This is a genomic window from Sphingobacterium humi, from assembly GCF_009768885.1.
GTDB lineage: Bacteria > Bacteroidota > Bacteroidia > Sphingobacteriales > Sphingobacteriaceae > Sphingobacterium > Sphingobacterium humi.
Window position 1 is genome coordinate 121,599 of record NZ_WSQA01000013.1, and the last position, 25,031, is coordinate 146,629.

18 protein-coding genes are annotated in these 25,031 nt (G+C 42.9%); 6 read left to right on the top strand and 12 right to left on the bottom strand.

Annotation, left to right across the window (positions count from 1 at the left end; all coding sequences use genetic code 11):
* The first annotated feature begins 4 nt into the window (after positions 1 to 4).
* A complete protein-coding gene (gene mfd / locus GQF63_RS15865; RefSeq protein WP_160370215.1) occupies positions 5 to 3,340 on the top strand; it encodes a transcription-repair coupling factor in 3,336 nt (1,111 codons plus the stop codon).
* A 176-nt stretch (positions 3,341 to 3,516) separates the two neighbouring features.
* Here mfd and GQF63_RS15870 read toward each other — a convergent pair whose 3' ends face one another.
* Complete coding sequence (locus GQF63_RS15870; protein ID WP_160370216.1) at positions 3,517 to 6,015, bottom strand: M14 family metallopeptidase; 2,499 nt, start codon at positions 6,013 to 6,015, stop codon at positions 3,517 to 3,519.
* 102 nt (positions 6,016 to 6,117) lie between these two features.
* Between GQF63_RS15870 and GQF63_RS15875 the strand changes: the two genes are divergently transcribed.
* Positions 6,118 to 7,305 (top strand): trans-sulfuration enzyme family protein, encoded by a 1,188-nt coding sequence (locus GQF63_RS15875; RefSeq protein WP_160370217.1) that lies wholly within the window; start codon positions 6,118 to 6,120, stop codon positions 7,303 to 7,305.
* Positions 7,306 to 7,341: 36 nt separating this feature from the next.
* Here GQF63_RS15875 and GQF63_RS15880 read toward each other — a convergent pair whose 3' ends face one another.
* The 4 genes from GQF63_RS15880 to GQF63_RS15895 are packed head-to-tail and all read right to left on the bottom strand — an operon-like array spanning position 7,342 to position 12,402.
* A complete protein-coding gene (locus GQF63_RS15880) occupies positions 7,342 to 9,006 on the bottom strand; it encodes a sodium/sugar symporter (protein WP_160370218.1) in 1,665 nt (554 codons plus the stop codon).
* Between the two features lie 3 nt (positions 9,007 to 9,009).
* Positions 9,010 to 10,176: an aldose epimerase family protein gene (locus GQF63_RS15885; RefSeq protein ID WP_160370219.1), complete on the bottom strand. Its 1,167-nt coding sequence runs from the start codon at positions 10,174 to 10,176 to the stop codon at positions 9,010 to 9,012.
* A 20-nt stretch (positions 10,177 to 10,196) separates the two neighbouring features.
* The gene (locus GQF63_RS15890) at positions 10,197 to 11,354 is read right to left on the bottom strand and encodes a galactokinase (RefSeq protein WP_212592610.1); all 1,158 of its coding nucleotides are present in this window, start codon (positions 11,352 to 11,354) and stop codon (positions 10,197 to 10,199) included.
* A complete protein-coding gene (locus GQF63_RS15895; protein ID WP_160370220.1) occupies positions 11,344 to 12,402 on the bottom strand; it encodes a UDP-glucose--hexose-1-phosphate uridylyltransferase in 1,059 nt (352 codons plus the stop codon). Before GQF63_RS15895 ends, GQF63_RS15890 begins: the two co-directional genes overlap by 11 nt.
* Before the next feature lie 210 nt (positions 12,403 to 12,612).
* On the opposite strand from GQF63_RS15895, the gene GQF63_RS15900 reads away from it, so the two are divergent.
* The gene (locus GQF63_RS15900; RefSeq protein ID WP_160370221.1) at positions 12,613 to 14,349 is read left to right on the top strand and encodes a GMC family oxidoreductase; all 1,737 of its coding nucleotides are present in this window, start codon (positions 12,613 to 12,615) and stop codon (positions 14,347 to 14,349) included.
* 7 nt (positions 14,350 to 14,356) lie between these two features.
* Positions 14,357 to 14,995, top strand: a complete 639-nt coding sequence (locus GQF63_RS15905) for a gluconate 2-dehydrogenase subunit 3 family protein (RefSeq protein WP_160370222.1) — start codon at positions 14,357 to 14,359, stop codon at positions 14,993 to 14,995.
* 38 nt (positions 14,996 to 15,033) lie between these two features.
* Here GQF63_RS15905 and GQF63_RS15910 read toward each other — a convergent pair whose 3' ends face one another.
* The 5 genes from GQF63_RS15910 to GQF63_RS15930 all read right to left on the bottom strand — a co-directional run bounded on the left by GQF63_RS15910 (position 15,034) and on the right by GQF63_RS15930 (position 20,174).
* Positions 15,034 to 16,302, bottom strand: coding sequence for a chloride channel protein (locus GQF63_RS15910; protein WP_160370223.1), 1,269 nt, complete (start codon positions 16,300 to 16,302; stop codon positions 15,034 to 15,036).
* Between the two features lie 78 nt (positions 16,303 to 16,380).
* Complete coding sequence (locus GQF63_RS15915; protein ID WP_160370224.1) at positions 16,381 to 17,637, bottom strand: metallophosphoesterase; 1,257 nt, start codon at positions 17,635 to 17,637, stop codon at positions 16,381 to 16,383.
* A gap of 1 nt (position 17,638) precedes the next feature.
* Positions 17,639 to 18,673, bottom strand: a complete 1,035-nt coding sequence (gene hemH / locus GQF63_RS15920; protein WP_160370225.1) for a ferrochelatase — start codon at positions 18,671 to 18,673, stop codon at positions 17,639 to 17,641.
* 72 nt (positions 18,674 to 18,745) lie between these two features.
* Complete coding sequence (locus GQF63_RS15925; protein ID WP_160370226.1) at positions 18,746 to 19,594, bottom strand: 4-hydroxy-3-methylbut-2-enyl diphosphate reductase; 849 nt, start codon at positions 19,592 to 19,594, stop codon at positions 18,746 to 18,748.
* 58 nt (positions 19,595 to 19,652) lie between these two features.
* Entirely contained in the window at positions 19,653 to 20,174 is a 522-nt protein-coding gene (locus GQF63_RS15930; RefSeq protein ID WP_160370227.1) for a hypothetical protein, read from the bottom strand.
* A 289-nt stretch (positions 20,175 to 20,463) separates the two neighbouring features.
* Between GQF63_RS15930 and GQF63_RS15935 the strand changes: the two genes are divergently transcribed.
* Together GQF63_RS15935 and GQF63_RS15940 are read left to right on the top strand one after the other, a co-directional pair.
* Positions 20,464 to 20,883 carry a nucleoside-diphosphate kinase gene (locus GQF63_RS15935; RefSeq protein WP_160370228.1) on the top strand — a complete coding sequence of 140 codons (420 nt, stop codon included), beginning with the start codon at positions 20,464 to 20,466 and terminating at the stop codon, positions 20,881 to 20,883.
* Positions 20,884 to 22,103: 1,220 nt separating this feature from the next.
* Entirely contained in the window at positions 22,104 to 22,862 is a 759-nt protein-coding gene (locus tag GQF63_RS15940; protein WP_160370229.1) for a carboxypeptidase-like regulatory domain-containing protein, read from the top strand.
* Positions 22,863 to 23,322: 460 nt separating this feature from the next.
* On the opposite strand, the gene ybeY is transcribed toward GQF63_RS15940, so the two are convergent.
* Both ybeY and GQF63_RS15950 read right to left on the bottom strand, forming a co-directional pair.
* Positions 23,323 to 23,760, bottom strand: coding sequence for an rRNA maturation RNase YbeY (gene ybeY, locus GQF63_RS15945; RefSeq protein ID WP_160370230.1), 438 nt, complete (start codon positions 23,758 to 23,760; stop codon positions 23,323 to 23,325).
* 336 nt (positions 23,761 to 24,096) lie between these two features.
* Complete coding sequence (locus tag GQF63_RS15950; RefSeq protein WP_160370231.1) at positions 24,097 to 24,954, bottom strand: helix-turn-helix domain-containing protein; 858 nt, start codon at positions 24,952 to 24,954, stop codon at positions 24,097 to 24,099.
* Positions 24,955 to 25,031: the final 77 nt, after the last annotated feature.

Below are 25,031 nucleotides of genomic sequence, written 5' to 3' on the forward strand. Positions count from 1 at the left end.
CGTAGTGAACATCCAAGATCTATTAGAAAAATACAGTCAATCTTCCCAAGTTAAACAGCTTCTTGCCAGCGTACAGCAAGCGAAACCCAAGGTTCAGTTAAAAGGACTGATCGGGTCTTCCGATGCCATGCTCGCTGCAGCCCTGTATCAGCAAGAAAAGCGTATGAATGTGTTTATACTCCCTACACATGAAGATGCTTCTTACTTTCTGAGCGACTTGGAAAGCTTATTCGACAAGCAGATCTTATTTTTTCCGGCCTCCTATAAAAAGGCTTATGACATCAGCTTATTGGATAGTGCCCACGTATTGCAACGGGCAGAAACCTTAAGTTCTTTAAACCACCAGTCTGAATTACCGCGTATCGTGGTGACCTATCCGGAAGCTATCGCCGAAAAGGTAATTAACAAACAGGACCTGGAAAAAAATACCCTGGAGATTACGCAAAACCTCAAGCTGAGCATAGACTTCATCAATGAGTTTTTATACGAATACGATTTTGAACGCGTAGATTTTGTTTATGAACCGGGTCAATTCGCTATTCGTGGAGGTATTGTGGATATATTCTCCTTTTCCAATGACCTTCCCTATCGGATCGAGTTCTTTGGCGATGAGATTGAAAGCATCCGTACCTTCGATATCGAGAGCCAGCTTTCGGTACAGAAAATCCATAGCGTAACGATCGTGCCGAACGTACAGGCAAAATTCCTGGCGAACAATCATATTTCATTATTGGAATACATTGATAAGGATGCATTGGTGTGGATTAAGGATGTGCAGTATACCCTGGATATTCTGAAAGAAGGCTATCAGCGTTCTTCCAAATTCTGGAAAGCCCTCACGGAAAAAGACATCCAACGCAATCCGGACTGGGTCGATCCGCGCTTCACTTTCACCGATGAGAAGAACTTCAGCGCCATGCTGTTTGAGTTCCCGATTATCGAATTCGGTAAGCAATTTTACTATAAGGCTGATGTGATCATCAGCTTCGACATACACCCTCAACCTTCATTTAATAAGGATTTCAACTTATTGATCCACAACTTTAAGGAGAACGAGAAAAATGCCATCGTCAACCTGATCTTTTCGGATTCCAGCAAACAGATTGAGCGCATTTATGCCATTCTGGATGATGTGGACAAAACCGTTAGCTTCACCCCGGTTTACAAAGCCCTGCGGGAAGGCTTTAGAGATGATGAGCAAAAACTGGCCTGCTATACCGATCACCAGATTTTCGACCGCTATTATAAATACAAGCGTAGAAAAGGCTATGAACGTTCGCAAGCCATTACCCTCAAAGAACTCGGCGAATTAAAACCCGGCGATTTTATTACCCACATCGATCATGGGGTCGGGAAATATGCCGGTTTAGAAAAGGTAGACGTCAATGGGAAAACCCAGGAAATGATCCGCTTGATTTATGCGGACAATGACCTGCTTTATGTAAACATCAACTCCCTAAACCGCATCTCCAAGTATTCAGGCAAGGAAGGCGCTGTGCCTAAGATGAATAAATTGGGAACGGATGCCTGGGAGAAACTAAAGAAAACCACCAAACGGAAAGTTAAGGATATTGCCCGCGATCTGATTCAGCTGTATGCCAAGCGGAAAGCCCAAACAGGAAATGCCTTTAGCCCCGACACCTATTTACAACGTGAATTGGAGGCTTCCTTTATTTATGAGGATACCCCCGATCAGGAAAAAGCAACCAACGATGTGAAAAAGGATATGGAATCACCACACCCGATGGACCGTTTGGTTTGTGGTGATGTGGGATTCGGTAAGACGGAAGTGGCCATTCGTGCCGCCTTTAAAGCGGTAGCAGACAGCAAGCAGGTAGCCGTATTGGTGCCGACGACTATTCTGGCCCTACAGCATTTCCGCACCTTCTCGGAACGCCTAAAAGGCTTGCCCGTGAATATAGACTACATTAACCGTTTCAAGTCTTCCAGACAGATAAAAGATAGCCTGAAAAAGCTGGAAGAAGGAAAATTAGATATTATTATCGGTACCCACCGCCTGGTAAGCAAGGATGTGAAATTTAAGGATTTGGGCCTGATGATTATTGATGAGGAGCAAAAATTCGGCGTATCGGTGAAAGAGAAATTGAAGGTGATGCGCGCCAATGTGGACTCGCTCACCTTAACCGCAACCCCTATCCCGCGTACCTTGCACTTCTCCTTAATGGGGGCGCGTGACTTAAGTATTATCTCGACGCCACCACCAAACAGGCAGCCCGTGCAAACGGAACTGCACGTGTTTAACGAAGCCTTAATTCAAGAAGCGGTGAGCTATGAGTTGGAGCGTGCCGGACAGGTATTCTTTATCCATAACCGGGTGGCCGATTTGCCGCAACTGGGTATGATGATCCGTAAATTGGTGCCTGGTGCGCGTGTGGGCATTGCCCACGGCCAATTGGAGGGCGATGAACTGGAAGATGTGATGCTGAAGTTCATTAACCACGAATATGATGTGTTGATTGCCACCACCATTATTGAGGCCGGCCTTGACATTCCGAATGCCAACACCATTATCATTAACCATGCACATATGTTCGGGTTAAGCGACCTACACCAGATGCGTGGCCGGGTGGGGCGTTCCAATAAAAAGGCTTTCTGCTATTTGTTGAGCCCACCGCTATCGACCCTGACCAATGAGGCGTACAAACGCTTATCGGCGATTGAAGAGTTCTCTGAATTGGGATCGGGATTCAATGTAGCGATGCGGGACTTGGATATCCGCGGCTCTGGAAACTTATTAGGTGCCGAGCAATCGGGCTTTATCGCTGAAATTGGCTTCGAGATGTACAATAAAATCTTGGATGAAGCCGTACAGGAATTAAAAGACGATGAATTTGGCGATTTATTTGCCGATGATAGCAACCGTAAATACGTTAGCTTCACGCAGATTGACACCGATTTGGAAGTGCTGATTCCTGATGAGTATGTAACCAATATATCAGAGCGATACAACCTGTATAATGATATTGCGAAGTTGAAAGACGAGCAAGAATTACAAGCCTTTGAACAACAACTAACCGATCGTTTTGGCCCTATTCCTGCGCCGGTATTTGAGCTATTCAATACCTTGCGCCTACAATGGCTGGGTAAAGAAATAGGTTTTGAGAAAATTTCCTTCAAGAAAGATACGCTGAAAGGCTTCTTCGTGAGCAATGCCAAGTCGGCTTATTACCAGTCTGATCAATTCGGGAAAGTCTTGGCTTTTGTACAAGCCCATGCCAGCATCAGCAACTTAAAAGAGGTAAAAGGGCAATTGCGCCTGGCCATCAACAATGTCAACAGCATAGAATATGCTATTGATTTGCTGTCGGCCATGAAGTAAGCTAAGGTTTAATCGCCGTCCGATAAAGGAATTTAAAGTAGCCTATTCCAAACTTTAAATAGGCCATTACTTTCGTCGGACGGCGAGATATGTGTTTTATATTCACGATGCAGAATAGATTTTATGCTAAATTAGCCCTTCAGGCCATAGCAATCAATCCCCAGAAGTAGGTAATTTTAGTCTGCAGTCAAGAATACGGCATTGGCCATAATCAGCTTGCCATTCTCCCAAAAATTACGGAACAACACATTGTCGGCTAGGTAAATAATTGTCCCCTGCCCTACGGATTCTGACCCGAAGATTAAACCATTCTTCATTTTCTTAGCCAGGCTATGGCCTACAAAACCGGCCGTTTTCGCGCCTTCCTTGATATAGCCTATATTCCAACCCTTGCCAGCTTCAAAATACTGGTAAAGATTCGCGCCTTGCTTTAAGGTAAAATAATCTTTGGTGCCGAACATCAGGGGATGGCTATCGTCGAATGTTACCCGATAAATAGCGCCTGCAGTATATTCCTCCAAGGCTTCCCGCTCGCGGTCGCCATATTTTTTCAAGAGATTGGGCTTCGTCTTGGATGTGGCGGAATCTGTTTTCAAGGGTTTTAATGCCGTCCAATCTAGTGCCGCCAATTGGCTAACCGCCGATTCTAAAGCGATGACTTTACCCCCTGCTTTCAGCCAGCTTGTAAATTCGGCCACTTGGCTGCTGTTTTTCAAAAATGGATACTGCCCATTCGGCATGATAAACACATCAACTTCGGACCATTTGATGCGGGAGAAATCCGCAGGATTCACCAAGATCAAGGGGTAGTTTAGCTGCTCGTCGAAGTAATGCCACACTTCCCCAACATTGGTGGCCCGTTGCCCTTCGCCCGCCAACATCAGCACCCGTGGTGCTTTCAAGGTTTTCACCTCAGCGCTGCCTAAGTCCTTCCCGCCTTCCATAATGCCTGCTGTTAGGTTATGTAAGGGCACTTGAAGCTTTTCGGACTGCTCTTTCAGTATTTTTTCTAAATCGACCCGCTTATTGGCTTCCCGCAAAATAAGGAGGGATCCCTTCGGAAATTCCTCCTTCCCTATTTTAAAGGCTTGCTCGGAAGATTTTACCGCTACTTTTTGGCTTAGCAATGCGGCTGTTAATTGTGCAGCGGCAAACCCATCCCATTTTACGGCATAGCCAAAGCCTTTACTAAGCTCTTGCTGCACTTTAGGCAATTGATAGGCCTGCAGGTTGCCGGGCTTGCTGTTGGAAGCTATGGCCGGAATGCCATAGACATAAGGCAACGCCCAAGCAGTGATATCGTAGGTGATGGAATCGGAGAGCTTGGCCTCCGGCTCAAATAACACGCGGATTAACGCTGCCTTCGCCTGATTGGCCGGCACTATAACATCCTTGGCTTGCAGGCTGTGGTTTTGTTCTTTTTTCGTGAAGTAATCCAAACCCCTCAACGAACCGGAGCCACTGTAATACTTGATGTTGTTTTTATCCAGGAGATGCAACAAGGCGCGAATACGGCTTTCATGCGCGGCATCATGCTTTAATACATAGGTTTGGTAAGAAGAGAGCTTACCCGCCATAGCATCATCGCCAAACTTCTTAAACTCTTTTACCACCTGATCGGCATGTTGGGAGACGATTTCGATGACATTTAAGCCGGAAGCATGGTGCTGGATCACCCGATCGACCAAGGTTAGGGTATCTTTACTATCGGTGTATACGGCTAATCCGGCGGAGGAATTGCCGGCCTTTTCATAAGTCATCCCGATAGCTCCGGAATACAAGGGATAGGTATCACCATAGGATGGATAGAACAGGTCAAATCGCTCTTTGGTGAAATACAGCCAGCCCTTGGAGTCGAAGTACGCGGCATTATGCTTACCGATGGTGGTTTGGAATTCGCGTTGCCAGCTGGTAATGACCTCATGGAAAGGTTCTGCTGCCGGCGGGAAATAATACGGCGCATTGATGCCCATCTCGTGGAAATCGACATGGATATGGGGTAGCCATTTGTTGTAGATTACGGCGCGCTGTATACTCTCGGCCTGCGTTTGCCAGGCCCAGTCGCGGTTTAAATCAAAATAATAATGGTTGTAGCGTCCGCCCGGCCAGGGTTCGCGGTGCTCCCGCGAATAGAGATCCGGATGGTAGTTTTTACCGGCTACACTGTTGTAAAAATGGGCATAGCGATCTGTGCCATCTGGGTTTAAGCTGGGATCGATAATAATCAAACTCTTTTCCAACCAACCCTTGGCTTTGCTGTTTTGCGGATTGAGCAATTCGTAGATCGTCAGCATGGAAGCTTCCGCCGAAGAGGTCTCATTGCCGTGCACATTATTACTGATCCAGATAATGGCCGGCGATTGCACCTGCCCCTCGCCTTCTGCAGCACGCGCTAAACGCAGGTTGTTCTGTCGGATGTTTTCTAAATTGCGGATATGATTTGGAGATGAAACATAATAGATGCGCAAGGGTCTTCCTTCCACGGATAAACCATAACTTTCCATTTTCATTTGTTCTGGGCGCTCGGCAGTTAAATAATCATAATACGCTAGGATACGTGCATGCGGCGTTACTTTGGTACCTATAGGGTACCCGAGGAAATCGGCAGGGGATTTCAGTTGCGCGTAGCACAAGGAAAGGCCTGTGAATAACAGACTTAAAACAAAATTTTTCATCGTTATAGGTTAAAAAATGATTCTTTTAATAAATTAGTTTATGAATTTAAGGATTTGCCCGGTATTTTCTTTAAATTTCATCTTAAATATTTTATAATCAGCATGTCACAGTTAGAAACCGATCTCATCCATAAAGGACGAGCCTTCAATGAAAGTAAAGCTGTCGTTAGCCCAATCTATCAAACCTCTACATATTATGCAGACGACGATTTACAGGCCTATATTATTGCAGCAACCGAAACCAAACACCCTAACTTTTACCACCGCCACGGCAACCCGACAAACTCGCAGGCAGCAGCCATTATCGCTAGCCTTGAGGATACCGAAGATGCCCTGGTATTGGCCACCGGAATGGCAGCCATCAGCACCGCCATCTTAGCCCTAGTTAAAAGTGGTGATCATATCATTACCCAGAACTCGCTATACTCTGGTGCTATGTTGTTCTTTAAGGAATTCTTAAGCGATTATGGTGTGGAAGTAAGCCATGTGGATCAAACGGACAATGCGGCCTTTGAAGCGGCCATTAAACCGAATACGAAACTGATTTATATTGAAACGCCCTCTAATCCAAACCTGGATGTGACGGATTTGGCCTTTATTGGTGCCCTAGGCAAGAAACAGCAGATTACCACGATGGCCGATAATACCTTTGCATCGCCCATTAATCAAAACCCAACAAGCTTTGGTATCGATGTGGTGATTCATAGTGCTACAAAATACCTGGGCGGCCATAGCGACCTCACAGCTGGTGTGGTCTGCGGCAGTAAAGCGTATATTCATCAGGTGTGGCGCCGATCGCTTGTATTGGGTGGCTCCTTAAGTCCTTTTGATTCTTGGTTATTACTTCGTGGCTTGAAAACATTGGCCATGCGAGTAAAACAGATTAACAGCAATGCGCTTGTGCTAGCGAAATGGTTTAGTCAGCAAGCGGCGATAAAGCATGTGGCCTATATCGGCTTGGAGAGCCATCCGCAATATGCGCTGGCACAACAGCAGATGCGCGGCGGCACAGGCATGCTCTGCATAGAATTGGTCGGTGAAGGCGAGCAGGCTTATAAAAATGCACAGCAGGTATTGAATAAACTGGAGATATTCGCAAATGCCGCTAGCTTAGGTGGCGTGGAATCCTTAGTGGTGCACCCAGCGAGTATGTGGGGATCGCACCATGACCAAGCCCAGAAGAAAACATCCGGAATTACCCCCGGGATGCTACGTATTTCGGTAGGAATAGAACACATCGATGACCTCATTGCCGATTTTGAGCAGGCAATGGCGGATGTTAAAGCATGATAAAAAAAGCTCGGTTTTAAAAACCGAGCTTTTTAATTACCAAAAGATGGTATATAATGCCGCCGTGATACCGAGCACCAACAAGGCCCCCACGGCAAAACCTGTTTTCGTTTTAAACATCTTCGTATCCACTTCCAGCCCGTTCGGTACAATACCGCGTTTATTATCATATATACTAATAAAGTACATGCCGATAATACAGAACAGGAAGACAAAACCTACCCTATCGATAAATGGTATTTCATATACGCCATTCACAGGGATGGAGAATCCGCTGGAAGCTAGGAAGGATAAATCCATAAAATTCGGTAAGAATTTCAACACGATGGACATGATAAACCCGCCAATCGTAGCAAACAAGGCCGCATTGGAGGTCGTTTTCTTCCAAAAGAACCCTAAGAGGAACATTGCAAAAATACCCGGCGATACAAATCCTGTGTACTCTTGGATGTATTGAAAGCCTCCTTTTTTATCGATTCCCAAATGTGGTGCAATGATGATGGCCAGTACCATCGAAATAATAATCGTCAATTTCCCTACATTCACCAGCTTGCGCTCTGAGGCTTGTTTATCGAATATTTTCTGGTAAATATCCAAGGAGAAGATGGTAGCAATGGAATTGGCTTTACCCGCTAAGGAAGCCACTACAGCAGCTGTTAAAGCGGCAAAGGACAGTCCTTTTAATCCGGTTGGCAATAGGCTTAACAACATCGGATAGGCTCTATCCGGATTTAACTCCCCTGCTGACAGCATTTCCTTTTGAAAAAGGCCATCTCCTTCGTTGTATAGCACAAAAGCTGCAATGCCGGGAAGCACAACAATCAGAGGCATCAGCAGCTTCAGCACCGCAGCAAAGAGCAATCCATTGCGGGCTGTTCCTAAATCAGCACCTAAGGCCCGTTGCGTAATGTATTGATTACATCCCCAATAGCTTAGGTTGATGACCCACATCCCCCCGATTAATACCGAGAGTCCTGGAAGATCAATATAATTCGGATTGTCAGGTTTCAGGATCATATGGAAATGATCGGCTGCTTTCTCCTGAACCATGGAGAAGCCATGCAGCAGGCTATCTCCTCCAAAATGGTTGGACACCAGATTTAAGGCCAAGTAAGTGGTGGCCAAGCCTCCCAGAATCAGGAAGAAAACCTGGATCACATCCGTATAGCCAATTACTTTCATCCCACCGAGGGTAATGATAATGGCAAAGACCGCCAAACCGATCATACAGAGTTGAAAATCTAATCCCGAGATACTGGAAACTGCTAAAGCTCCTAAGAACAAAATCGAAGTTAGGTTCACGACAATGTACAACAGCAACCAGAATACCGCCATAATCATGGATACTGTTCCGTTATAACGTACATTCAGGAACTGTGGCATGGTAAATATCTTATTCTTGAGATAGACCGGTAAGAAAAATACAGCCACTACGATGAGGGTGGCGGCGGCCATCCATTCATAAGTAGCAATGGCCAATCCGATTTTAAATCCGGAGCCACTCATCCCGATAAACTGCTCTGCAGAGATGTTGGAGGCGATCAGTGAAGCACCGATTGCCCACCAGGTTAGCGAACCTTCCGCAAGGAAATAATCCTTGGAATCGCCCGATGCTGATTTCTTCTTGTAATAGATATATAAGCCATAGCCTACTACTATGACGAAATAACAAAGAAATACAATATAATCTTTAATATCCATGGCCTATTGAACTGAGAATTTATAAATTGATTTCGTATGATAGTTTGCCCCCGCATCATATACTGTTGATGGGAAATTAGGCTGATTCGGCGCATCAGGAAAGTGTTGAGGCTCTAAACAAAATCCGGTACGGAAGCTATCTTTATTTCCATTCTTTAGGGTCACTTTCTCTGCCATAAAGTTGCCGGAATAGAATTGAATCCCCGGTTCCTCAGTGTAAATATCCATCACGATACCCGACTTATCTCCCAACACTTTGGCTGCATGGTTCATGCCGTCCACTTTCGTCCCATTGAGCACAAAGTTATGATCATAACCCTTACCATAGCTTAACTGCAGGTCCTGCGTTTCTATGTCGCGACCGATCTCTTTCGCCGTTGTAAAATCGAAAGGCGTTCCTTTCACCGGCGCTAACTCACCTGTAGGAATCAATGTACTGTCTACTGGAGTATATCGATCGGCAAAGAGCTGCAGCTGATGTGTTGTAATGGCGCCGCTGCCTTCTCCATTTAAATTAAAATAGGCGTGGTTGGTCAGGTTTATCACGGTTTTATGATCGCTTTTCGCTTCATACGCAATAGTCAGTTCGTTATCATCCGATAGGCTATAAGTAACAGTCATCTGCATATTCCCGGGGAAGCCCTCTTGCTTATCCGGCAGGGAATACTGGAAGCTGACTTCCTGATCGGAGGCCTGCTTTGCCGTCCAATGGGCAAAATGCACGCCTTTTAATCCACCATGTAGGGTATTGGGGCCGTTATTGGTTGGTAGAGTAAAGGTTTCACCATCCAAGGTAAACTTCCCCTTGGCAATCCGGTTCCCAAAAGGGCCAACGATGGTTCCAAAATAAGGTTCCTCCGGATTGTTGTATAAGGAGGCTTTATTAAACCCCAGCACGACATCGGTCAGGGCACCATGCTTATTCGGGACCAACAGCCCAACAAGGCGGGCTCCAAAGTCCGTCAGGTAAGCAGTCATCCCGTTTTTATTCTTCAGGGTATACAAACGAACCTGTTTACCATCGACAAGCTCATTAAAGTGCGTGGAATCCAATACCTCGGCAGGCCCCTCTTGATTTGCTTGCGAAGTTTCCTTCTTGGCTTTTTGCTGGCAGGCCAGCATCGCCAACACCGTAATGGAAACCAGCAGCTTGGTTAAGAATCTATTCATAATTTAGTTGATAAGCGAATCTAATTTAGTAATGCGGTGCCCGGGTTGCTTTGCACAAAAATAGGGCTCAATGGCAATTGGAAGGCTGCTTCATAAGCCGGCCTTAGGGCATCAACAACCTGCTGAGCATAGCCTTTTTTAACAATATTTATGGTACATCCACCAAAGCCACCGCCCATCATACGGGCACCCAATACAGCATCCATGGTTTTTACTTTTTCCACTAAAAAGTCTAATTCTGCGCAGCTCACCTCATATTCCTTGCTCAGGCCTTCATGGGCTAAGAACAATTGTTCTCCTAAAGCTTGAATATCCCCCTGCGCCAAGGCCTCACAAGCTTTAACTACCCTATTATTTTCTGCTAGTACAAATTGCGCTTTCCGGAACGCCTCCGCATCTACCGGTTGTACTTCTTGTAGCAACCATTCCGACGTAGCATCGCGTAGGCTCATCACTTCAGGATGTTTTTCCTGAAGAATAGCCACGGCACGTTCGCAGGCCGCCCTTCTATCATTATAGGCCGAAGAAGCCAGGGCATGCTTCACATTTGTATTTAACAACAGGATTTCATAATCGCCCAATTCCAGCGGCACATAGGTATAGCTTAAATCGCGACAATCCAACTTTATCACCTGCTTTTCCTTGCTCAGGATGGAGGCAAATTGATCCATGATACCACATTTTACGCCAGCATATTCATGTTCAGCCTGCTGCCCCATTTTTGCCAAGGTCACCCGATCGAGTCCCAGGTCAAACAGCGCATTCAAGGCGAATCCTGCAGCACATTCCAAGGCTGCCGAAGACGATAATCCAGCACCTACGGGAATATCCCCATCTACATACAAATTAAAACCAGCGAGCTGCAGGTTTGCCTCTTGCATCTGCTTTACTACGCCTAAAATATAGTTAGGCCAACCCAAATTGCTGGGTTCCACCTGATCTAAACTCGTGTCAAATAATTCCTTAAAATCCTCCGCATAGAGGCGAATGCGATTATCGTTTCGTTTTCCTACAGCCACATACACCGCCTTATCAATGGCTGCTGGCAAAACAAAACCTTCGTTATAATCGGTATGCTCGCCAATGATATTAATGCGACCCGGAGATTTTGCGAACAACTGGGCTTCCTCCCCAAAAATATAGGTATAGCGCTCTTGTAATTGAGACTTACTGATCATGTAAATTAGCTTTATAATGTATGGTTTCTTGGTTTTTCAATAGCTGAGCTGCTTTCTCTGCCGTAATATCCCTTTGCGGATGCGCGAGCATCTCATAGCCTACCATAAACTTTTTAACGGAGGCCGACCGCAACAATGGTGGGTAAAAATGCATATGCCAATGCCAGAAAGGCTGATCACCCAGGTTTACAGGAGCCTGGTGCATCCCCGCAGAATAAGGAAAGGAATTATTGAAGATGTTATCATATCGAATGCATAATTCCTTTAAGGTCTTGGCGAAGTCTAATTTTTCGTCCTCGGTAAACTGGCAGATATCCTGCACCTGACGCTTTGAAATCAGGATGGTTTCAAATGGCCAGGCCGCCCAAAACGGAACAAGCACCACAAAGTGATCATTATCGATAATCACGCGTTCTTGCTTTTTCAATTCCAGGGCCACATAGGCCGTAAGCAGGCTTTCCCCATGCTTTTCAAAGTATGCCTTTTGCTGCTTTTCTTCCTTCAGCACCTCTTCCGGAACCGCACTTTCACCCCAGATTTGCCCATGCGGATGTGGGTTGCTACAGCCCATAATAGCGCCTTTATTTTCGAAAATCTGAATATAACGCATCCATTCCAGCTTTGCCAGGTTTTGAAATTCCTGCTGCCAAATATCGACCAGTTTTTTAATATCGTCGGTTTCCATTTCAGGTAAGGTCAAATCATGACGCGGGCTAAAGGCGATGACCTTACAGATCCCCCGTTCGGTTTCTGCCAGCAGAAGATCCTCCTCATTATACTGTGCCTCAGGCGTGTTTTCCAATAAGGAAGAGAAATCATTAACAAATACAAAGCTGTCTTGATAGGTAGGATTTACCGTTCCATCGGCCCTTTTATTTCCGGGGCAAAGGTAACATCCGGGATCATATTTGGGTCTATTGTCCGCGGGCACATCTTCCACCTGCCCTTGCCAAGGACGCTTGGCGCGATGCGGAGAAACTAGGATATACTCACCCGTTAAAAGGTTTTTCCTTTTATGCGGCCATTCATCCATATCAAATTTATGCATGTAGCTTGGTTTAAGTTGAACCTAATATACAAATTCCATAAATAAATTGCCTTAACTCAATAAGTTTTATCCCTGTAGCATGTATCGAAAAAATTATAAACGGTAACCCTTAAGTATAAGATAGTTTTGCTATATTCAAGCTGCTAAATCATCATAGCAACAATTTGCCAACGAAACGTAAACCGTAATTACAAAACTTTTTATTCGCTCATGAGTGCTTTCCAAATAAAAGAAATCCCTGAAGTTTATGATGCCATTGTTGTAGGCTCAGGTGCCGGCGGCGGTATGGCTGGTTATATCCTAGCAAATGCCGGTCTTAAGGTATTGATGCTGGAAGCAGGGCCTTTCTTTGACCCTGCTAAGGATGCCTTACAAATGCGCTGGCCTTGGGAATCGCCACGCCGCGGAGCATCTACCATTCGACCTTTTGGCGACTTCGATGCTGCTTATGGTGGCTGGCAATTGGAAGGAGAACCCTATAGCAAGGTGAATGGGACGGAGTTCGAATGGTTTAGGGCACGTATGCTGGGCGGCAGGACCAACCACTGGGGTCGTATATCCCTGCGGATGGGTCCTGACGACTTTAAACCCACAGACGGCATCACCGATGCCTGGCCGATCAGCTATGATGAGGTAAAGCCTTTTTACGACCGTGTAGACCGGATGATTGGGATCTATGGCACCGTGGAAGGCATTCGAAATGAACCCGATGGCATCTTTATGAAGCCACCGAAACCCCGCCTCAATGAACTATACATTGCTCGGGGTGCTAAAAAGGCGGGCGTACCTGTTATTCCGGGTCGTGGAGCCGTATTAACCGAGGCTTCAAAAGAGATAAAAGGCCGAGGCACCTGCTTTTACTGTGGACAGTGCGGGCGTGCCTGCAAGGTCTATGGCGACTTTTCCTCCTCTTCTTGCCTGGTTATCCCGGCCATGAAAACCGGAAACTTAAAAGTAATAGACAATGCCATGGTACGCGAAGTGCTCAGCAATGCTGAAGGTTTAGCCACGGGCGTATCCTATGTAGATACCAAATCGCTTCAGGAATATACGGTTCGCGGAAAAACGATCATCCTAGGTGCGAGTGCCTGCGAGAGTGCGCGCTTGCTCTTAAATTCCAAATCTGCGGCACATCCTGCCGGAATAGCAAACAGCAGCGGCTTGGTCGGCAAATACCTGCACGACTCTACGGGCGCAGGATTATCCGGCTTTCTACCGCAATTGCTCGATCGAAAACGCTATAACGAAGATGGCACAGGCAGTGTTCATATTTATTCCCCTTGGTGGGGCGACCACAGTAAGCTGCAATTCCCAAGGGGCTACCATATCGAATATGGTGGAGGCATGCGCATGCCATCCTATGGCTTTATGAATTGGGTGCCATCGGTAAACGGCCAAGTGCCGGGCAGCGATGGGCAGGCCAAACAGGCCGGAGGCTATGGCGCAGCATTAAAACAAGATTATCGCCGGTTTTATGGTGCTAATGTAGGCATGGCAGGTCGCGGCACAGCCCTCGCCCGAAAGGATAACTATTGCGAAATAGACCCTACGAAAGTGGATAAATACGGTATTCCAATCTTACGCTTTCATTATAAATGGGCCAATGAAGAAATTCAGCAAGCCAAGCACATGATGGATACCTTTCAAGAGATTATGCACGGCATGGGCGCTATTATCACCTCAAAGATCCATACGGCGGACACCTTATATGGCTTAGAAGCCCCCGGCAAGATTATCCATGAAGGTGGCACCACCCGGATGGGCAACGACCCGAAAACCTCCGTATTGAATAAATGGGGACAAGCGCACGATTGCCCGAATGTGTATGTGGTAGATGCCGGCCCTTTTGTGCAGCAAGGCGACAAAAACCTGACATGGACCATTTTGGCCCTGTCCATGCGTACTGCCGAATATATTTTAGAACAGAAGAAGAAATTAAACAGCTAAGCCTGTTATGAATAGAAGAGACTCATTAAAAGCCCTAGGGCTATTGGCTGCCGGTTCAGCTGTTGCGACCGCCGCCTGCAAGGATACGAAGAAAACCGAAGCGAACAGCTCAGTAGACGATGCCGATAAACTGCCCGGCGTTCAGGATTTTGAACATGAACGAAACCTAAGCCTGCAAAAAGAAACCTTCTTTACGGAACATGAAATGGCCACAATTACCGTATTGGCCGATATCATTATTCCGAAGGATGAACATTCCGGTTCGGCCTCAGATGCCGAGGTACCGGCCTTTATCGAATTTATGATGAAGGATATTCCATCCAATCAAACGGCCATGCGGGGCGGCTTAAAATGGCTGGATATGCAATGCCAGAAACGCTACGCCAATGTCTTTATCAAATGTAAAGCAGCAGAGCAGCTTGCTCTGGTAGACGATATCGCCTATCCGGAACAGGCCAAGCCTGAAATGATGCAGGGGGTTGCTTTCTTTTCGCTTATGCGCGATTTAACCTCCTCCGGCTTTTTTACCAGTGAGTTAGGGGTTAAAGATTTAGGCTATGTAGGCAATGTACCGGGGGTATGGAATGGCGTGCCGGCCGATGTATTGAAAGCCCACGGATTCGATGAACAGTCGTCCTTATCCTAAACGCTATTAACCTATTAAGCTGGCCTGCCTTGCCCCACTTATTGCTGTTGCTGGCGTGCCAAGTAAAAATCGTAGGTATATACATTATAAGGCAGCACGAAACTGGCAAAATAGCGGGCAACAAAACTGCCTAAAACCAAGGGGATAAATAATTGATTGCCATTCATCACCAGGCTACTCACTAAAACCAAGGCCGTCAATGGGGCATAGATGGAGGCCGATAAGGTGGCTGCAGCCCCTACTAAGGCAAAGTTTAAGGGCAACAGGTTCATCCCAAATTGCGTATTACAGACTTGGGCAAACACAAAACCTAAAATAGCACCGGCCACAATACTGGGTGCAAAAACACCCCCATCCCCTCCCGCGCCTAAAGTAAGGGAAGCCGCCAAGGGTTTCAGAAAAATCAATAGCCCTACACTTAACAAGGAAATCGTTTCGGTTTGACTCAGAATATGTTTCAATCCGTGGTAGCTATCGCCATATAAGGCCGGAAAGAAAAAGATGAGAAGACCCACGGAAATTGCCCCCAGATTGACCCGTAGAAAATTATTATTGATGTTACCGAATAGTTTCTTCATCCGGGTCACCAATAGGGTAAAATAAACCGACAACAATCCGCCCATTAAACTCAGCAGGACAAACAAGGGCAAGGCATAGCCTTTCCAGGGCTCCAACTGTATGGGCAAGAACGCCGGCCCACCTATACCCAAAAGAAATACCCATGATACGAGGGCTGAGACGCCACAACTTAAGAATAGGGTCTTGCTGGTCTTTCGGGAAATAACTTCCAAAGCGAAGAAAAATCCAGCTAAAGGACTCGCAAACAGCAAAGACACCGCAGCGGTAACCCCGGCGCAGATCAGCTCCTTTTTATAGATATTCGCGGTAAAATGCTGACTATGGACCATATTCCCCACCGTTGCTGTGGCCACCACCGAAGACACTTCAATGCCGGTAGAACCACCGGTTGACACCGTAAGAAAACCGTTGATTAAGTGGGAAGGGATTTTAAATGGCGGCAGATGGTCCTTCCGCTGGTCTAAGGTTTTATAAATCTCTGTAATCCCCTTATTCTTACGTCCTTTAAATAAAAATTTCCTTAAAAAGTAAATGGAGGTGATACCTATGGTAGGGAGAAAAATGAAGAGTATCTTTTGCCAATTAGAAACAGTTTCAAAAAGCAGCTCTTCCATATGTTCAGTGGCATACTGGGTCGCATACACCAACACTAAACTGCAGATACTGACCAAGGCCGATGCCAGGCCCAGCATAAGCAAGTTTCGATTCGTAATTTTCTTTCTTTTCATTAATTTTTGTACGCTCGGGGACAGCGCAAAATTATAAAAAGCTTAAGGATCTAGCAACCTGTAAGCTAGCCTCTTGTTTTACGCCGTCTGTAATTCAAAAATGGTAATCTCAGGCGCAATGCCTACGCGGCCCGGATACCCTAGGAAACCATAACCGGTATTCACATAGAGTTGCTGATTCTTCTCTGTATACAGCCCTGCCCATTCTTTGTAAATATATTTTGCTGGCGACCATTGGAAGTTCTCTCCCCGAACGCCGAATTGCATCCCATGGGTATGCCCGGCGAACATCACATCAATATCCGTATCCAATATTTCCGCACGCCAATGCGAGGGGTCATGCGATAATAACAACTTCACCGGCTTATCTTCCGTACCGATCAGGGCTTTTTTAATATCCCCTTTCTTCGGAAAACGACCCGTTCCCCAGTTTTGAACGCCGACAATGGAAAGCTCATCCGCCCCCATTTTCAAGGTTCTATTCTCATCCATCAGTAAATCCCAACCCATCACTTTATGGGTATCGATGACATCCTGTAGGTTTTTACGTTTTTCCGGCGAGTCCTCCTTGCCGTAATAATAGTCGCCGTAATCGTGATTCCCTAAGGTAGAAAACACCCCTAAATCCGCTTTAACCTTGGAAAAGATATCCTGATAATCGCGCATTTCGGAAGCCACATTATTCACCAGGTCGCCCGTAAAGAAAATCATATCGGGTTTTTCGCCCAACAGCATCTCTACCCCGCCAAGCACGGCCTTTTTATTATAAAAGGAGCCGGAATGCACATCAGAGATCTGCGCAATTTTTAATCCATGGAAGGCTTTCGGCAGGTTCGGCAACACGAGTTTTTGACGTCTGATGCGGTAATCGTAGGCCGTGGAGATGACACCCCAAGCTAAGGGGAACATCGGCAAGGCTGCCACAAATAAGCCCGATTTCATGAGGAATTCCGACCGGGTAATACCATTTTTCGGCACCTCAGGCAGGGGTTCTTCCAATTCTTCGAACCGCTCTTCCACACGCTCATGCTTCTTCCCGCCAAATAAACGGGAAACCCAGATTCCGCCCCGACGGAGGTCGTCGATAATCAGTACCGCCGCAAAAATAAACTTACTGACTGCCGTCATAAAGAAGGCCACCAGAATAATCGAGCGGTACATTAATGGAATGGGATATTGAAAAGAAATATACAAGCCTATTAGTAGGGAAATGGAATATCCCCACCACAAAAAGGAAAACCATTTTGTTTTAACGAACTGAATATTCGTTGCGCGCAGGGCAAAGAATATATAGAAGTCCAGTATAAATAATAGTATTGTATTTAATTTTAACATGTTAATTGCTGTTTGCTACGACCATTCTGCGCAGGGCCTCAATCCATTTCGGATTGCGGTTCAGGCTTTCCACCATATGCACCTCTTCCCCACCTAAATCCTTAAACTCATTGGCATATTCCACCTGAATTTCATCAATGGTCTCAATGCAATCAGCCACAAAGGCCGGACTAAAAACTAATATTCGTTTTACCCCCTTCTGGGCCAGTTCATGTAACGTATCTGACGTATATGGCTGTATCCAAGGCGTTTTTCCTAAACGCGATTGGAAACAAACGGTAAATTTTTCCTTGGGCAAGTTCAGCTTGTCGGTAATGGCACGGGTAGTTGCGTAACAATGCGAGAGGTAACAATAAGGGTTCACATCCGTTTTACAATGGTCACAACCAAAGTCAGGACATGATAATTCCCCTTTGCTATCTACTTTTCCAAGTTGACGCACCGGTAATCCATGGTAACTGAAGAGAAAATGATCGTATGAATTTAAATCGTGTCTCAAGGCGTGCTCCGCGATAACCTCTATCATTAGTGGGTCATCATAATAACTACTAACGAAGTTTACACGCGGAAAGTATTGCCAGGTTCGCATAATTTCCATGACCCTGTCAATCACAGATCCGGTAGTCGCAGAAGCATACTGTGGAAATAAAGGAATGACCACAATAGATTCCAAAAGCATTGCTTCCATGCGTTCCATTGCCGCGTCAATAGACGGGTTTTGATAGCGCATGGCCAATTCTACATGGTATTCCTCGCCCAACACCTCTTGCAACTTCTGTTGCTGATATAAGCTGTAGGTCATCAATGGCGATCCCGCTTCATCATCCCAAATACTCGCGTAGGTTTGGGCGGATGTTCCTGATCTTTTCGGAACAATAATCCCTTTTACCAATAAGGTTCTGGAAACAACAGGAATATCCATCACGCGCGGATCCATCAGAAACTGTGTTAGGTATTTTTTCACATCCCTTCTGGTAGGTGAGTCAGGCGTCCCCAATTGCACTAACAAAACCCCCTTTTTTGCTTTATTCCTCATACGTAGCACAAAAATAGGTTATTAAACCCAAGCAAACCTGCTTAGGCATAGAATTTTAAAATAAGATGACGATTAATAGGCTTCGATCGTTTCCTTCACTTTCTGCATCAACCACATTGGCGTGGAGGTAGCCCCACAAATACCAATTGTATCATTTTCTGAAAATAGGTTGGCATCTAATTCTTCCGGGTCGGAAATAAAATACGTTTCCGGGTTCACTTGCTTACATACTTCAAACAAGACCTTTCCATTGGACGATTTCTTGCCGGAGACGAAAATAATCTTATCGTATTGTTTGGCGAAGGTGCCGAGGTCTTCGTATCGGTTTGAAACCTGCCGGCAGATGGTATCGTTGGCTTTCACCTCATACCCTCTGCGTAAGAGTTCGTCCTTGATTTCGTAAAAACGATCGACCGACTTCGTGGTTTGGCTGTATAATGTGAATTTCGCAGGTAACTCGACCTGATCTAATTCGGTAATATCTTGAAATACCAAGGCCTCATTATTGGTTTGCCCCTGCAAACCAATCACTTCGGCATGGCCATGTTTTCCAAAAATCAGGATTTTCTCCTGATCATCGAAAGATGTTTTAATGCGATTCTGCAATTTCAACACCACCGGGCAGGACGCATCAATTAGGGTAATGTTGTTTTCCAGCGCTAATTTATAGGTTTCCGGTGCTTCACCATGGGCTCTGATCAACACTTTCACGTCGCGCAGGCCATGTAAATCCTCATGCGAAATAATACGCAATCCCTTTGCTTTTAAGCGAGCAACCTCTTCATCGTTATGCACAATATCCCCTAGACAATACAGATAGCCTTCCTCATCCAAAATTTCTTCGGCCATATCAATTGCATACACGACTCCAAAGCAAAATCCGGAATCCTTATCTATTGTCACTTTCAGGTTCTTCGACATACTACAAAGTTACGGTTTAACGTAAACTAAACAACATCTTGAACCATAATTCTGCTCATTACTTTAGCACAAACTTGAATCCTAATGAAAACCTACCAGGTTCAAAATGTGAACTATGTGATAGATTCCACCAAGGTTTCCAGTCAAAATGCATTGCTAATGGTGTTGACGGAATTCTGAATTCCAAACCTACTGCCGGGCGGATTGCCACATCGACATGATTATCTTCATCCCAACGGTCATCATCGTCGAACCAATCGTCATCCCACTTCCCATGGTCGATGAAAGATAACTGGGGTCCAACACCTATATACCAAGATAGGCCGTTGGCACCAGAAATGCGCTGATTATAAGAGTAATCAGCGCCCAAAACAGTAATATGATCACCGAACAGCAGTTGGGCATTACCGGCGTTGTAGCCTCCAAAGCTATGTTTAATTTGCGGGCCAAATAATGTTTGTCCATCTCCAGCGTCAATACCCAAGCCTAAAGCAGTACGGTATGGAGTTTGTGCTTGTACCCCTTTAAAAGCACAAAGTAATCCGAATGACAATAGTACAGGTAAAATGATTTTCTTCATATCCGTTATGATGTTTGTGATTTATATTCTATGTGTATAAAATTTTCAGCTGTTTGGACAAATAACTTGCCAAAATACTTTAAATCCGAGTTTACCTGTAAAATAAAAGGATTAAACTATATTCGGACTGATAATAACCTCAAGGTTTTTCGGGTTGTTCTGCGCATCAACACTATACGAAATCATCATTAAAGTCAGACACTTACAAAAAAAAAGAGGGACAATTAATAGCATTACTGTTTAATTCTTGATAGGAAAGCGTAACTTTGCAAAAAATTTTTAGAGTAAAATGGCTACAAACAGAACATTCACAATGATTAAACCAGATGCGGTTGCAAATGGTCACATTGGTGCTATCTTAAACGACATTATTGCCGGCGGTTTCAAAATCGTAGCAATGAAATACATTCACTTGACAGAAACCTCTGCAGGTAATTTCTATGCAGTACACAAAGAACGTCCTTTTTATGGCGATTTAGTAAGTTTCATGACATCAGGTCCTATCGTTGCTGCTATCTTAGAAAAAGAAAACGCGGTTGAAGATTTCCGTACATTAATTGGCGCTACAGATCCTTCAAAAGCTGCTGAAGGTACTATCCGTAACAAATATGCAAAATCCATAGATGCTAACGCAGTTCACGGTTCAGACTCTGATGAAAACGCAGAAATCGAAGGAAACTTTTTCTTCAACCAATTCGAGAAGTTTTAATCCGTATTAAAATATTATAGAAAAAGGGAGCAAAGCTCCCTTTTTCTATAATATTTTATATTTCCAAAGCTTTCAACATTTTGCAATCCTGACTTTGTTACTATGGTGGAATGGAAATTTTTATAAATACAAATTTTAACTAGAAAACTGTTAAATTATATTCTACATCACATATTCACAAGCACGTTAAACACTATCCTTTTAAAAACAAAAATATAGTTGAGTTTTGTTATTACTAAAGGAACCCTAAATCCACGCCAAAAACAAAACAATAAACATCCCCCAATAACTGGAAGAGATACAAAACAGTATCCTCAGAAGATTTTCGGAGGATACACACTAACTATTATTATGAGATGGAGAGTCCAACAACTACTAAGTTAAGAAAGTAGAATTAAAACACCATGTAGTTAATCCAATCTAGATAAAATATGTGTTAACCGTTTCCATATTTGCTGGGTAAGCAATAATATCTGTCGCTATTTAACAGCAACTTACTCCGACCTAACTAGCATCATTTATTAAAAATAAAAGGGTAATTATTTGTTTTATGTTTATATTTACATATAATCATTGTACAATTAGTAGTTAGTTTATTGATATTGCCAATTATTTAGTTGGCAATATTATTTCCTCATTTTTTTTCAAAAGTTTATATCCGAAATGTTTCCAATTAAATGCTAGTGATTGGATAAATTCATCAATTTAGTTCCCAATATACCGTGACATCCACATGCTTAACTTCAATAACTAGTTAACCCATTTATTACTTTTATTGTCTTATTATGGTAGCTCAGAGACCTATTTCCTAATAATCAACAACTAATTGTTCTCCATTGCTATAAACTATAGATGATCGCATACTAACCCTCTATTATTTCTCACCTTCGAACCCTTCTTATTCTATCTCGAAGGGTTTACCAATTCCTGTTACTTTAACAACTAACTGATTATCAAAAGCAGCCAGAAAGCTGAATTAGAAGCTAGTAGTTTACAGTATCACTTTACTTGATTTTTTTTTGAAATCTAATTTAATATTATGGCTTATTAAGATTTATCATTCTACAAAGACAGCTTTAGCTGACTTATATATCCCCCTTTTGGGGGTATAACGAAAAATTCTCTTGTTCTACCTTTGCTTATTAGAGAAAGAGGCTTACCAACAAAGCATCCTTAACCTTAATTTAAAGAGAAATGTAAACTGTATAATTAAATTAAAAATGAAACTAACAATCAAAAACACAGGAATATTATTACTAATAGGGTTTGCGTTATCATGCTGTTCGAAGGAGCATGAAAATGGTACCGAACCCATTACCGAAAAAGGTTATGTCAGTGGTAAAGTGGTGGATGGGATAGGCAACCCCATTGCAGGTGTAAAAATTCTCGCTGACAATGTGGCTTATTATGATTCACAGATACAAGGAACAACAGCTGAAAATGGCGTGTATAAGATCAAATTAATGGAAGGAGCTTGGAAAGTGTATGCCAACTTTAAAACAACCTATAATGGAAAAACCTACTCCATTCAAGCTTATCCAGACAACAGTAGCATTTTAGGTGAAGATGGCGGTATTAGAAACTTCACCTGGAAACTGCAAGGTGTGGATCCTGACAATGATATGTATTATTATGGTGGTAGAATTACAATACATATGGCAAATAATTTTTATGAGAACCAAGAAAATATCGAACTCACTTTCTCCCCTTCCGGCCCACTGATTGATGGCTCGGCAGGTAAAATAATAAATGTGACAGCTGGTGATCAATATTGGACAGAATATGGATACATTAATGATTTTCCTGTGGGGCGTTATAATGTAACGGCTTCTTTAAAAAAGGAAGGAAGCAAAACCCCTCTAAAAGTCCAAAACTGGCATAGCAAAGGTCCTTTTGTATCTACGTTACAACTAGATTTCCAGCCTGATATCTCAGATTTCCGCCCCACAATCAGCGCCGCAATTGTCCTAGGATATTAACAAATAATAGTAGTCAATAGGTTTAAAGGATAAATCAACCGTAACTTGGTCCAATTTGGAGATAAAAATCATTACTACTTTAGAAACCCCAGGAAATTGTGCCTACTAAGTTTCTCATATTTATATCCTATTCTTATTTTGAATCTAATATCATTAGGGTTTATTTAGGAATGGCAAAACCTCATTTTGAATGAATTGACACAATCAATTAAATATATTTTTACATAAAAAAATAATTTTTTATTATTAATTTGGTCCGACCTTAAAGTTACACTATTATTAAGTTTAGTTATAACTACTAAACGCCTTCAAAACAATATCCCCCGAAGATATTTCGGGGGATATACACTAACTATTAATTAAAGACGGGGAGTCTTATAAATACTAAGGTAAACAACTATTAATATAAATAACGTATAATTTGAAAATTTCAGGAGTGTAAATAGAATAATAAAAATTATTACAAATCAATGGCAGACCGTAGCCCCAAATATTGATTCTCTTTTTGTGTCATTTTATTTTTCTCCTCTTTGGTTTTATCCTTATATCCACATAAGTGCAAAACTCCATGGATTATTACCCGATGAAGCTCATCTTTCATATCCACTTTAAATTTTTCTGCATTCTCGTTTACTCTATCAATAGAAATAAATATATCTCCAGCGATTTCGTCATTATTCTCAGAAGAGTCAAAAGTAACTATATCAGTATAAGTATCATGATTAAGATACTTCTGATTAATATCAAGTAGATAATTATCGGAGCAAAAAATAAAATTAAGTTCAGACACTTTAAAAAACCCTTCTTCCGAGATAGTATTAGTTACCCATTTCCTAATTTTCTGTTTACCTTTCACATCAAACTCTAATCCCTCATTAAAAAAATTTATCTTACTCATAGACTTCTAACTTACTTATTGACAAATGTACATTCTTATTATTTTATTTTAAAGACTTCAGGAAAAAGCTATAAAAGTAGAATAATAAGCTTCTACAAGGATAGCAAAAAAAGCGGGTCTAAGTTTTAGTAAAAGGTTCTTTATGCACTGTCTTTATACGTTTTCATTCGCTCAAAGTAAATATATTAGAAAAAATGTTTTTACAAAAAAATTGCAATCAATGTTTTAGTATTTGTTATTGACGATAGAAGTAAATACGCTAGAAATCCTTGCAATGATAAAATAGTCTTTAGTGTATAACCATAAATACTACACAAAGCCGTTCTTGGAAAAGTATTATTCTTCCCTAAATTTTTTTGGTGTAAATTGAGTTTGACTTTTAAAAAAATTCGAAAAATACGCATGATCCACAAAACCGAGTTCAAAAGCAATTTCTTTTATCGATAAATTAGTTGACTGAAGCATACGTTTTGCTTCTAATAAAACACGTTGTTGAATAAATTGTGTTGCCGATACTTTTAGGTTCTTCTTACACAGGATATTTAAGTAATTTGCTGATATGTTAAGTTTTTCCGCATAAAAAGCAACTGATTTTTCTTTTTTAAAAAACTGATCAATCAACAAATTGAATTTAGCAAGCCTTGGATTCGATTGAAAAACTTTAGCATCAGCAAAAATAGCTTCTGCGGCTTTACTTACTATCGCAGCAATAACTGCAGCACGCGCACTGATAATATCTTGAAGTGAAAGCTCCGTTTGAAGTTCGTCTTTTATAGCCTCAAATTCGTATTTAAGTAACTTAAAAACACTATCTGTAAGTGAAATCACTGGATGATTGATGTAATTGGTGAACGAAAAACGAAAATATGGCGCAAATCTTTCAAAAAAAATTTTATCAATCATTAATTGATATCCATTAGAATCTGGTTCGATGTGCCATTTATGCACTTGATTGGGAAACAAAACGTGAATTTGTCGATCACCAATTGCATAATCCTGAAAATCAATTGAATGCGTCCCTTTTGCATGATCGAATAATATAATTATAAAAAAATCATGCTTATGAGGCTTATGGATATGTTTTTCGCCGTAAAGTTCGTTGTAAACCAATTCTTTTCTTCCTGCGGTTTGCTCTTTTCTAAACTCTTGAATACCGACTATAGGAACATGTTTTTTTTCTTGATTTACACTCATAAGTTCAACTAATTATTCTTGCATTGGGGATTATATGGAAATTTATAAAATAAAGATGAATTGAAAAAGATTGATTT